10 protein-coding genes are annotated in these 12,880 nt (G+C 46.6%); all 10 read right to left on the bottom strand.

From position 1 onward, the window contains the following. Positions 1-296 precede the first annotated feature (296 nt). Positions 297-2,159, bottom strand: a complete 1,863-nt coding sequence (locus MKY48_RS09040; protein ID WP_339292775.1) for a M56 family metallopeptidase — start codon at positions 2,157-2,159, stop codon at positions 297-299. Further along, the gene (locus tag MKY48_RS09035) at positions 2,159-2,569 is read right to left on the bottom strand and encodes a BlaI/MecI/CopY family transcriptional regulator (protein WP_076320488.1); all 411 of its coding nucleotides are present in this window, start codon (positions 2,567-2,569) and stop codon (positions 2,159-2,161) included. Before MKY48_RS09035 ends, MKY48_RS09040 begins: the two co-directional genes overlap by 1 nt. Before the next feature lie 226 nt (positions 2,570-2,795). Further along, positions 2,796-3,536 (bottom strand): hypothetical protein, encoded by a 741-nt coding sequence (locus MKY48_RS09030; RefSeq protein WP_076320487.1) that lies wholly within the window; start codon positions 3,534-3,536, stop codon positions 2,796-2,798. Between the two features lie 290 nt (positions 3,537-3,826). Then, the gene (locus tag MKY48_RS09025; protein ID WP_339292774.1) at positions 3,827-6,166 is read right to left on the bottom strand and encodes an FtsX-like permease family protein; all 2,340 of its coding nucleotides are present in this window, start codon (positions 6,164-6,166) and stop codon (positions 3,827-3,829) included. Between the two features lies 1 nt (position 6,167). After that, on the bottom strand, positions 6,168-6,929 hold the full coding sequence (locus tag MKY48_RS09020; protein WP_339292773.1) for an ABC transporter ATP-binding protein: 762 nt from the start codon (positions 6,927-6,929) through the stop codon (positions 6,168-6,170). 24 nt (positions 6,930-6,953) lie between these two features. After that, positions 6,954-8,213 carry a HAMP domain-containing sensor histidine kinase gene (locus MKY48_RS09015; protein WP_339292772.1) on the bottom strand — a complete coding sequence of 420 codons (1,260 nt, stop codon included), beginning with the start codon at positions 8,211-8,213 and terminating at the stop codon, positions 6,954-6,956. Next, positions 8,210-8,893 (bottom strand): response regulator transcription factor, encoded by a 684-nt coding sequence (locus MKY48_RS09010; RefSeq protein WP_339271825.1) that lies wholly within the window; start codon positions 8,891-8,893, stop codon positions 8,210-8,212. The genes MKY48_RS09015 and MKY48_RS09010 overlap by 4 nt, the downstream gene beginning before the upstream one ends. A 104-nt stretch (positions 8,894-8,997) precedes the next feature. Continuing rightward, positions 8,998-10,917 carry a serine hydrolase domain-containing protein gene (locus tag MKY48_RS09005; protein WP_339292771.1) on the bottom strand — a complete coding sequence of 640 codons (1,920 nt, stop codon included), beginning with the start codon at positions 10,915-10,917 and terminating at the stop codon, positions 8,998-9,000. 119 nt (positions 10,918-11,036) lie between these two features. Beyond that, positions 11,037-11,345 carry a hypothetical protein gene (locus MKY48_RS09000; RefSeq protein ID WP_339292770.1) on the bottom strand — a complete coding sequence of 103 codons (309 nt, stop codon included), beginning with the start codon at positions 11,343-11,345 and terminating at the stop codon, positions 11,037-11,039. A gap of 517 nt (positions 11,346-11,862) precedes the next feature. Beyond that, positions 11,863-12,747 carry a glycerophosphodiester phosphodiesterase family protein gene (locus MKY48_RS08995; RefSeq protein WP_339292769.1) on the bottom strand — a complete coding sequence of 295 codons (885 nt, stop codon included), beginning with the start codon at positions 12,745-12,747 and terminating at the stop codon, positions 11,863-11,865. Between the last annotated feature and the right edge of the window lie 133 nt (positions 12,748-12,880).

Here is a 12,880-nt window from a genome sequence, read left to right as displayed (position 1 = left end):
ACCAACTTGTACATACCTATAAACAAATATATAGATAAAATCATAAATGTACGTACAAGTTGAATCACTCACATTCTACCCCCGCATCTCAGAAATAGCAAGATCAAAATAAAAAAAGCCTGGAAAACCAGGCTTTTTTTATTTAATCGTATATTGGGCCTTGAATCAGGATCTACGAACTGCAAAATTGAAAAGTGCACTCTATTTCTTGACCGCAATTTCAGCCAATAGATCAGTTTTTTTTCGCCACCGGATTTCCCGGATTGGTTGTGATGCTTAATGACTTGCTCAAAATATTATTTCTGCACCGCTGCTTTCAGCATTTCGATCTTCTGTTCTTTGGACATATCCCATGTGGCTGAAATGCTGTATTCGAAGCCGCCTTCATGCCAAAACACGTATTTTGGATAGATATGCGCCGGGAAGTCATCCTCAAAGAAGCCTTTCTTCTTACTTCCCTCTGAGTCCAACGTATATTTTGAAATGGCCAGTGTGTCTTTCCCGTTCGTATACTCAAGACGGATGGTTGCCGCCTCTTCCCAATCTATCTTTTTCGCATAGATAGGTTTTCCGCTCTTCTTGCCTTCGGCCCTTACTTCATCAAGGAACTTGCCTTCAGTTGGACCTTCAATTCTCGCTTTGGAAAACTTATATCCCTCCGGCAAGTTGGCGGGCTGCTTCAGGATGGAACCTTCCAGCGTGGAAGCTCTTTTCAAGTAGTCCTCGTAAGCGGTAAATGTTTCTATCCCTCCCCAATAACTTAGGTCGAATCCGCTGTTAAGATCCTTATATTTATGATACAGAACGTACATATCGCCTGTCTCATTACTTAGCTTCTTCACTCTATTGGTCTCAGCTTCGATATACTTCTTTTCCTCTGGAGTTAGAGCCTTGGCTGCAACTTCTGCTTTTTTCTGCGCCTTTTCCAGTTCTTTCTTGTAGAGCTCGCGGTCTATATCTCCCTCGGGATAGATCATATCAGCAGCTTTTAAATCCTGTTCCGATTGCACGGAAGCCTTTGGTGTTACGCTCCCTGCATCGCTTTCCTTAGCATTAACCAATGTCACGCTGCCAAGCGCGATAATCATCCCCATTGCCAGAATGGATAGACGGTATGATTTTTTGTGAAAATGTTTAATCATCGTAAGTCTCCTTTTCATTTGTTTATGTGTGGCGGACAGGCCGGCAAGCCCCGGCTGGCGTTGGTTTCCTGAAAAATGCTCCAACACGTGGATGATCGTTTGTCCGTATGCATTGTTTTGCTGCGGGCTCATCCGATTCAACGCGCATGCATCGCAGGCCATCTCCTGATCCTGTCTTGCTTTACGTACGGCTAGCCATAATAACGGATTAAACCAATGGATGATCAGGATGATATGCATTAACCAGTTCACGGCGACATCCCGCCGCTGAATATGCGCGAACTCATGCGCCAGAATATATTGAAGTTGATCTTTTTTCAGCGTGATGAGCAGACTGGGCGAAATGGCGATCGCCGGCTTGCTAAAACCGACCACGGCAGGTCCAGGAATTCGCTCGCTGGACAGAAATTGCACTTTTTGCTTCACGCCTAATTGCTGTTTCGTCTCGTGAAACACTGCCGATAGAAAAGGCGTATCTATCTTTCGGCCCGCGCGCAGGGCTTGTTTCAATCGAAGCTGGTCGTATACCGTTTTCGCGGCAAGAAGCAGCACGCCCGCAAACCAAACCGCAATCAGCGTATTGGTGAAGCCTATTTGGTTGAACCCATTCCACCAAAAGCCGCTCTCCTGCACGAGTCCCGATTCAAGGGATGGAGCAGGTACTTCCGAGGTTCCGCTTGCTTCCGGGTTTATAGAGCGCTCAACATGAACCGTCGCCTCGCTTATTCTCCCCGCTTCCTTCCCACCCGATGAAACTAGAGTTTGTTGATGAATACCGGGTGCTATGGCCTCCAAAGACAAAACATTGTATAGGCTAAGCGAGGATTCCGGAGCCCAAGGGAGCAGCAAACGTATGGCTACAGGTAGCCAAAGCCAATATTTCCATCTAGCCTCAATTTTGTTTCTTAATAGAAACTGTAGAATCAGCACAAGTACGATCAGGATGGAGGCCATGAACGATCCGCGAATCACCCAGCCAAAAAAAGACAATAAATTTTCATGCAATGTAGGACTCATCAGGGCTCTCTCTTTTCTGTTTCCCCGTCGCTGCGGTTATCGTCAAACAATGCTTTTAGATCCTCGATTTCTTGCGCATTCAGTTTTTTATCCTGCAGAAAGTTGGCCAGCATCGGCTTTAAAGATCCCCCATAAAGCTTTTTCATGAAGGATTTGGTTTCGGACTGCAGATACTCCTGCTCGCTGATGATCGGATAAAATAGTTGGGTGCGCTTTGAACCCTTTTCCAGTTTCGCACCCGCTGCTTCCTTCTGCACCAGACGACTGAGGAGCGTCCGGGTCGTATTGGGGCTCCACCCCATTTGATCCGTCATTTGTTTTACGACCTCGCTGGAAGGGCAGTCCGGATTTGTCCACAATACGCGCATAATTTCCAGCTCTGCATCCGTAATCGGTGGTATTTGATTCATGCATGAAACCTCCAAAGTCAATTTACTCAGACTACATATGTAGTTATAATACACATGCTACATTTGTAGTTTAGTAATGTCAACTTGTTTGGCAGAGCGTAATTTCTCGTTTTTGTTACACGAAAAAATGATTCGCACCGCCTGTGGGCATGATGATCTGCAAAAGAACCCATGTCATCGTATTTTGGAGCGCCTGTCCGAGAAAAAATATAGCTGGCGCAATATGTTATTTTTTCACGGCTGCTTTTAGCATTTCGATCTTCTGTTTCCTGGACATATCCAAAGAGGAGGTTGAAATGCTGTATTCGAATTTGCCGCCATCATTCCAAAAAACGTATTTTGGAAAGACATTCTTCGGCAGCTTATCGTCAAAGAAACCTTTTTTCTTGCTTCCCTTCGAATCTACCGTATCCTTGGAAAAGCCCAGCGTGTCTTTTCCGCTCGCATATTTAAGACGGATGGTTGCCGCCTCTTTCCAATCGATCTTTTTCACATAGATGGGCTTTCCGCTCTTCTTACCTTCGGCCCTTACTTCATCAACGAACTTTCCTTCGATCGGACCTTCAATGACCGCTGATAAAAACTTATATCCCTTTGGCAGGTTGGCAGGCTGCTGCAGAATGGATCCCTTCAGGGTTGAAGCTTTTTTCAAGTAGTCCTCGTATGTTGTGAATTCATGAATCCCTCCCCAATAGCTAATATCAAATCCGCTATTTAATTTTGGGTACTTATGATACAGGACATACATATCACCCGATTCTTGGGCCAACTCCTTCACTCTCTGGATCTCAGCTTCGATAAACTTTTTTTCCTCTGCAGATATAGGCTTGGCTGCTTCGTCTGTTTTTTTAACAGTGGCTTCTTGGGCTTTCTCGTTGGACTGCGCCTTCGCCGCGAGACTTACGGAAGAACCCATTAATAAAATGCTGCTTAGTGTCGCGATCGCTACTTTCGTCGCTGCCTTCATTTGGTAATGCTCCTCTCCTATGATTTTTTGTTTTTATAAACTACAGCTGTAGTTACAAATCAATACTACAACTGTAGTTCAATAATGTCAACACGGTTCGTGCAGATTTTTTTTTTCGTTGAATACAAAAAAGATCCGCGCGTCTGCGGATCATGGTAAAAAAGAGCCCATGCGATCCTGTAGCGGACTACATGGGCTTGCTTGCATGATTTTTCGCCCTATCTTGATTAGGAGTAGGTCCACCGTCACTTTAAAAGTTCTCTGGCGCCTCGGCCAGACTGCAAACATTTCTAGTCAGTTATCAAGCCGTACGGGGTGATCTGCTTAATCCTGCGTGAGACCAGCATGGAGACCGCATAGGATACTAAAATAATTGCAGTACATAGTATTATAACCAGAGGAAGATTCACGATAAGTTTCATGTTGGCGGCTCCGGAATCAAAAAGCATCAACTTCAGCACGGAATTAAAGTATCGGGAGCCGAACACTCCGCCGACCATTACGCCGAGGACGACAACCGGCATAAAGCCCAAGGCAATCTGCGTCCTCAGCTGGAAGGTGGTATAGCCAATCGCTCTCAAAACGCCTAATTCTCTCTTCCGTTTGCGGATGATCGTATTAACGGCCAGATACAGAATCAGGAATAAGATCAGGAGGGTGATTACGAGAATACTGGTCATGAGCGAGAAAATGGCAAAAGTGATATCCGCGCTTTGACTCTTCAACGATTCCTTTACATCCGTAATGGCTTGAATCCTGTTTCCATATTCATCCTCAATCCTGCTTACCATATCCGTCTCGCCGGGATCATCCAGATAGACATTTATTGACATCCCTTTGTGACCGTCAATCACGCGCTCCGCCCCATCCGGGGTCAAGGATACTCCGGCCAAGGCCGAGCGAATTTCTTGACTCAATCCGGTAATCAGATAATCATGCGTGTTCTTGCCCGTCCCCACGCTAATCATATCGCCAACGTCTTTATCGAGCCGCCTGGCTAATCTACCGGAAATCGCAATTTCATTGTCAAACTCCGGATAGCGGCCCTTGAAGATCTTATTCGCGTTCAATTTCTTGAAATCGTCCGAAAACTCGGCGGTCACCATCTGACCGTCGATCATTGTTGCGAAAGTATCCTGAATGATCGCCTTTTTTACGCCTTCCATCTGCTTTAATTCACGAAGCAATGCCTCGCTATCCTTTCCGGCTGCCACTTGAATTCCGATATCAGGCGTCTCGGTACCGATCATTAGAAAAAAATCTGTTTTATCCTGAGCCATATTGTAGTACAACACCACCGAAAAAACAGAGGCAAAGGTAATCGAGGCAATAATACCGACGGTCATTATATTAAGCTTTAGATTATGAATCAGATTTTTACACCCAAGTACAAATTGCAAGCCGCCTCTGGCCTTATCCAGCGGAAACCAATTGCGCTTGAAATTATGGGTCGCCATCCCTCCTCGCAAGGCAGCGATAGGGTGCAGCCGACGAATCCGTATGGATGAAAACAAAACTACGATAAGCACCAGCAGGCTTACGATCAAAACACTCGCCAAATCCGTTCCGGGGTGAAGCCCGCCCGACCATAGCAGTTTATTCAAATTTGAAAAAACGTCATAGAATGCGGGCATTGCCATATAAGAAGCGATTATGCCTGCAATGCTTCCCGCGAACGAGACCAGCATAAATTGGAATACCATCGAGGATATGATTTGCCGCCCGGTATACCCTAACGCTTTTAGCACACCGATGTTTACCATTCCGTCATCAATGCTGTTAGAAATCTGAAAATCGATGACAATGACCGATACCAGAACGAGTACAACCGCAAATGCCACCAGAATCATAGCGATCATATCAACGGTCACGGTGCTGTCCTTCGCCATCTTTATATCGCCACTCCAGAAACCGGCATCCTTCAAATGGTTGGAATACGAGAAATTTTCATGATAATCACGTATCATCCCGCTCGAATCTTCGCTGTTCTTAAAAGTTGCCGACATCAGAACCCCGCTGGCCGATGAGCCGAGTTCCCGGGATAACTCGCTATAGTCGTCACCCGGCAAATAAAACTTCAGCATGCCAAGCCTGGTCGAACCCATTAACGTCGATTCAAAAAAGCCTGCTACCCGATAACCATAGGTCTTATTTTGATAAGTCAGTTTAAAGTGATCGCCCAGTCGATAGTCCCCGTCGACCTTCAGACTGAAAGGCAGATAAATTCTCCTTCCAGGTTCAGTCCTGGATTCCTCAATGAGTCGCAAAGGCGCTATAGTCCGGCCGAGATCCGCATTCAATATCGCGGCACTGATGCCAAAATCCGTTTTTTTATAACGAATCGTGACCATCGGCAATAACATGATTGGCTCTGTCATCGTCTTTTCCAGACCGGGATAAGCTCTAAAAAAATCTTCATACGCCGGTTCGAAGCTATCTTTGTTCATTGTCATGCTGAGGTGAGCCTCATCCAGTTGCCTGGTCTTGTTTTCATAGAAACGGTTCATTTTAGTCATGATCGTCAGGCCCATGTTCAACAGCATAGCCGCAATCAATATCATGATAAATAAAGAGATCGTCGCGCCCTTCGCCTTTTTCATATTAGTCATGGACAATTTAAAGATATCCACGCTACCACTCCATTTCGGCCAAAAAGAAATTCAGCCTCTCTTGACGAACAGGGCTGCTATCCGAAGTGTATTCCCCAAGATCCAGGTCACCGCAGATCATACCGTCCCGAAGGTATAGAATCCGATTGCCTCGCAGAGCCGTTTTATGATCATGGGTAACGATCACCATGCTTTGTCCTTGGCGGTTGGCCTCAGTCATCACATCGAGCACGATGTTGCTTGACGCCGAGTTCAGCGCTCCCGTCGGCTCGTCAGCGAATACGATCCTCGGACTGTTGATCAGAGCGCGCACAATTCCGGCTCGTTGCGCCTCGCCTCCGGACAGTTGGGAAGGGAATTTTGCCCAGGATTCCTCATTTAATTGCACCGCTTCCAGCAGTTGTTTGGCTTTGGCGGCGACGGCCTGCCTGTTCTTGTTCACGAGGAGCCCGCTTGCGAGGATATTATCCAATACGGTCATGTGATCCAGCAGGTAGATTTGCTGAAATACGAACCCGCAGTGAATCCTCCGAAAAATCGCAAGCTTATCATTGCTCATGCTGGTGAGCTTGTGCCCCTCGAAATGAATTTCCCCAAGCGACGGTTTATCCATGCCGGAAAGAGCATAAAGCAAGGTCGTTTTGCCTGAACCGGAACTGCCCATAATAACGGTGAAATCGCCTTCCATTATGCTGATATCCAGATTTTTCAGAACATGCTGTTGAATTCCGCCGGTGGAGTATGTCTTGCAGAGCTTTTCCGTTCTGAGTATCGCCTTTTTCATCAATGAATCATTCCTCTGTCCATGTCAGACCAATTTGATTTGAAGCTTGACCGTAAAACCGTTATCACGATTATGGCACGATACATCCCCGTCCATGCTCTGCATGAGGTATTTGGTGATATACAGGCCAAGACCCGCTCCGGTTTGCCCCGAGGCGTTACGACCCCGGTAGAATTTATTGAAGAGCAGCGGCAATTCATCTTCTTCAACGCCTTTTCCAAAATCGGTTATCTCAATATGTAAATAAATGGAAGTTATATATGAGGAAATACGAACATCTGTACCTGCGTACTTATAAGAGTTGCTCAGGATGTTATCAAAGACCTGCTGAAGACGCGTCACATCGATAAGAATCAAACATTTCGGAATAGCGTCGAAGGTGATCCGATTATCCAAATTAACATTCGCGATGATCGTATTGAGAACGCTGCTGTACTCCTCGGTAACATTCACCTTCAGTTCCTGTAACTCCTCAAGCGTCGCTTGGAACATATCGGTTACCAGCCCGTTGATTTGCTCGGCTTTCGAGTGAATCATGTTGAGCTGCCTGATCAGCTTCTCATCATCGACGCGAAGCAGCATCAGCTCGCTAACCGCTTTGATGGAGGCCACCGGTGTTTTTACGTCATGGCTCAGACTGGCGACCAGTTCCTTCTTGCTGCGGTTGGCTTCATATTCTCTTTGGCGGGCGGTCGCCAACTGTTCGCGCATGATATCGAAACTTTCGGTAAATGCACCGAACAGATTGCTCCTATCCATGCTTAACGGAACGTCTAAATTTCCTCTGGCAACGTTCAGGGCAAAGCTTTGCAGCTTCTTGAAGGGCCTGATCACCAAGCGGTTCAACATGATGATATATAGCGTGCATAACAGAGCTAATACAGCAAAGATCGTCAATAGGACAACAACCAGGTGTTTCTTGCTGCGTTGAACCCTTTGTTCATAATCATCAAAAAGGATCAGTTTCCCTACGAACTTTCCTTCCACCTTCACATCCAGAACGATCCCTCTGTTCTTGATAGCATCGTAAACATTCGTGAACAATCCGTCCGAAGTCTCGTAACGAACCGCCCCCTTCTGGTCCAGAACGACAAAACGCTGCGTAATTCCGCTGTAATCGCCTTGGTCAACGTGCTCCCAGTGATTCTCAACCGTCTTCAGCACCTTGTTGACCATAACGATATCCACATCCGTATCCACTCCCGTCGCCATCATCCGTACAAAAACAAGAAGCCCTGCCATAAAAACCGCAACCATCGTCAGGTACATCCATTTGGATTTCAACGTCCACCATCCTCCAGCATGTATCCCTTACCCCATACGGTTATGATATACTGCGGCCTATTGGGATCCTCTTCAATCTTTTCCCGCAAATGACGAATATGGACATTTAGGGTTCCGTCACCCGTAAACAAATCTCCCCATACCTTTGCAAACAGTTCCTCCTTAGTAACCACCCGGTTTTTATTCTGAGCCAGATACAAAAGCAATTTATATTCCAAAGCCTTGAACTTGACCTCTTCACCACTTACACGAACTCGTGACTTGACGCAGTCCATCTGAACCCTACCGAACTCCAGAAAATCCGCAGCGCCGTTTTTTTTATATCTTTTGAGCACGGCTTGAACTTTCGCCAGCAAAATACTGAGCGTATAAGGTTTTTGTATATAATCATCCCCTCCGATGTTGAGCGCAATTAGTATATCGTCTTCACTTGAGCGGGCACTGATAAACAGGATAGGGATATCCGAGGTTTGCCTTAACCTTTTGCACAGATCAAAACCTGAGGTCCGGCCCAGATTAATGTCCAGCAAGATTAGGGAAACCTCGTGTTCCCTCAAGAAACGTTCACACTCCTCCGCGCTCGTCACGTAAGCCGCAGGGACATCAAACATATTTAAATACTCGCAAGTGGTTGCTGCCAAAACAGTCTCGTCATCTACAATCAAACAATCATAATTCATTCTCATTCTCCATTTATCCGCGAAAACTAGGACCTATCCTTTCCCATACTTAAGATATCATGGAAAGGAACAAGGAGAAACAGTGCATTCATCGCGTAAGGCATTTAATTTATGAAGCGGTAAAAATTCCAGTCGGCCAGCAAAATGATAAAACCTGCAAGAAGCATGGTTGAAAGTATTCGAAACCACTTCTGCTGTTTGCTTAACGGATATTTCCTCCCTCTCAGAATAGAAATGATCAGCATCGGGACAGCGAGAATAAGCAGGATTCCATTTATCGCAATTCCAAAATTCAGCCAACTGGCGGTCTCCATATCACTTGTAAAGGCAAGCAGGAGCAGACGTACTACGTTCACTACCAAAGCGCTTCCGCATAATATCACTGCGGCAAACCAGCGGCTCGATGAATTCGATGTCGACGTTTTTTTACTTTTTTGTATAAACCAGCGGATGAACAATACGATTGGTGCAAGCAAGAAAAAGACGACCGCTACGACGGCAACGACAAGATGGGTATACAACAAGGGAAGATCACGTCCCTTCCTTACAGGTACGATATCCGTTGCCTTTCCTTTGCTTAGCCTCGTTATTTTACCCTCTGTTTTTTCAACATACAGGACTGGAGCAAGTTTATAAATGGAAGGAAACCGGGAACCGTCCACTTTATAAATATTCGGACTGATCTGCTTGTACTCTCCGGACATTCCCATCACATTTACGATGAGATCATGCTCGCCCTTCGCTTCAATTCTAATTAATCCCAGGTAGCTTATAACCTCCTGAAAGGTGCTATAGGTATTTCCCGAGAGCACATAATGCCCGGCCACATCCACGGATGACAGCAAATCGCCGCCGGATGACGACGGCTCCGTCTCCTTGCTCTTAATCATCAGGTTGATGACCCCCGAGGTTATGCTCTGCTCCACTTCCGCGTTCGTCAAAATGACAATGCCCAACTTCTCCTCGGGAACCACGACAAGATTGCTGGAGAAGCCCATCGTATTTCCGGCATGCCCTATAGCATTGGGATGGGCATTATATTCCCAGAACCCATGGGCATTGGAAGGGATGTCCTTATGCGGCGAGTAACTTTTGGCAAGCATCGTTTGCAATGTCTGCTGCCGGGCAAAAAGAGGACTGTCATCGGCTGTTAAAGCCATAGCGAAACGGGCAAGATCTTCCGCCGTCCCTTTCATGACTCCGGCAGGATACAAAGGCACGTAGTAACGGTCTCTTGCTACAAATCCGCCATTCGACGCAGCTCCGTAACCTGTAGCTGCCGAATCCATTAATTCCGGTCGATCCTGCAGCGTCGGATGGCCCGAGGCATTCTTCATCTTCAAGGGGAGCAAAATCCGTTCCATCTCATATTCATAGAACGGCTTGCCGCTTAAACTCTCAACCGCAAATCCTGCCAGTGCCGTAGCATAGTTTGAATAAGCTATCACTTTGCCCGGCTCGTATATCTGAGCGGGTTGTGGAGATAACAGCGTCTCGGACAAGGATTTCATATTCTCCGGAGACTTGATAAACAGAGCGAGCGGATGCTGCTCAAAACCGGAAGTATGACTCATAATATTCAGCATCGTAATCGGTTTGTCGTAGCGAAGCTTCTTCGCGAATGATTCGGGAAAATACTTCCGGACATCTTCGTCCAGCCTGATCTTCCCTTCCTCTACCAATTGCATCACAGACGTCCACACAAAAAGCTTGTTGATTGAACCGTAATCAAATACGGTGCTTGCAGGGTCTACAGAAGTTTGCTTTTCTACATCTGCGTATCCATACCCTTTGGAAAAAATGATCCTGTTCCCCCTCGTTACTACAATAGCCGCGCCCGGGCTGGATTTGCCGATATGCAAATTCACATAATGATCGATCTCCTGCTCAAGTCGGGTGTAAGGTATGCCTGAAGGGGTTTGCTCGGTACTCGGGCCCTCGGCAAGGGCGGGAACAGCAAAAGCGGTACAAATGATGGCACTTATGAGAAGATTTATGATTACTCGATTCATCTTCGCTTTCATTCTGATGCTCCTTTCGTCATTTCTATCCTATCTACCGTACATTACACGGATATGCATAACCGGTTACGGCCGCAGTTTCATCATACTAATCCAATCCTTATCCAATCTTTATCCATTCCTTAACCATTTCTTAAATCTGCCTCCACTCCGGTACGCCAATCTTCTGATCGGCTAAGAATACAATCATTGATATACTTTTTCCGACCAACCCGAATAACCTCCACTTCTATGGAGGTTTTGGTTAAATATGGTTTAATCTTGGTAGGGCTGCCCCTTCTGCGGCCAGTTTCGTTCCAATCTTTGGCATCTCCCTCTAAACAACGGGCCAATACCGTCAATGACGTTGCCGAAAACACATTGTAGAATACCTGCTCATATGTCGGAAACACTTGCTCCAGTAAGGCTCTACTGTTCAGCTTCGCCTGCACAAAGATTCCCGTGAAACCAATGCACGGTGGTAATGCCCTGTTGCTTCCAGAATCACCCCTGGAGCCAAACCCGTTTCAGCTTGAAGCCTACCCAGCATTTCCCCGAATTGTTCGAATCCACTCGTTCCATGTTCGATGTCTACAGCTTTCCATATGGCTCGTTTCGTTTCCGGAATGCCTGTACCACACTTGAACCTTTAGCTACATCCACGTGACCAACAGGTTCCATTTCTTCACTCCTTCTCCTTGATTTCACCGGCCTTTTCCACGATGGTTCCAAATCCATAGCTTCGCTTGTGATACGGGGTCTACCGCCCCTACCAGCTCAAACATGGTCTTTTGGAGGTCGTGAGAGAACAGTTTTATTACGGGATCACTGCCCCTAAAGCTCCCACGCTCCCCCCATCGTAAAACGACCACAAAAAAGGCCAACCAGAAGATTCTGGCTAACCTGATAATACGAAGAGCTGTCCCTGCAGGTTAAAATGCGAACCCAAGTGACAACCCTTCATTATGATCATTTTGTATAGGATATCGGTACCCGATCCGGGTAATCCGTAATAATCCCATCCACGTTAATTTGAAGCACATAAGGAATTTGCAGCATATCTCGAATGGTCCAGACCATCGTTTTCATCCCGGATTGATGTATCTTTTGGACTAGCCCTTTGGATACCAGCCTCATCGATACATTCACATACTCCGCATAGGCCTTCATATCCTCCAGTCGCTGCTTGGATAAGTCGCCCGCACTGGTGATAACAACGCCCAGCGGGATATCGGGCATCAGCTTGCGGAACCGAAGCAGCGAGTCCGTATCTGCTGACTGCACGATGATCAGGTCCTTGTACCGATCACCACCATCAGCGCCGATGATATACCTTTTCAAATCGTCTGCAACCTTTTGTTCGATACCCGGATACCGGGAGGGAGATTTCAATTCGATCAACAGCCCGATACGCCCCGCGAAATGCTCAAGCACCTCTGCCAAAGCGGGAATGACTTCTCCTTTAAACGCCGAATCGTACCATGAACCTGCATCCAGCATACGCAGCTCCTCGAAGGTTAAATCGCCTACTTCTCCTTCTCCATTGGTGGTTCGCTCAACCGTAGAATCATGAATCACGACGACCTGTCCATCCTTGCTTAATTGGACATCCAGTTCCAGCATATCCGCTCCCACATCTAAGGCTTTAACAAAAGAAGCCATCGTATTTTCCGGGGCATAACCCGATGCCCCCCGATGGGCGATATTGACCCAGGACTGATCGCGTTCATTCTCCGACCTCATCCAGACTTCCTGTTCCCTGGTTTGATGAAAAGGATAATGCGGGACATCAGCCATATTTTGAGAACCGGTCACTGCAAGCACAGCTGTTACGATAAAAATCATTCTTTTCATTGGGCTATCAATCTCCTAGTCGTACCATGTTCACTTCATAGCTACCTCGCTGGAGGGTCATTTCAGGGCGGCCTGCACATTCCTCATCTGATGCTAATTCTTCCCTTTCTGCTCCAAGTTCAGTCAGATATGA

It is taken from the genome of Paenibacillus sp. FSL W8-0187, from assembly GCF_037969755.1.
In the GTDB taxonomy this organism is placed as follows: Bacteria; Bacillota; Bacilli; order Paenibacillales; family Paenibacillaceae; genus Paenibacillus_AQ.
This window is presented reverse-complemented; position numbering and strand designations above follow the sequence as displayed.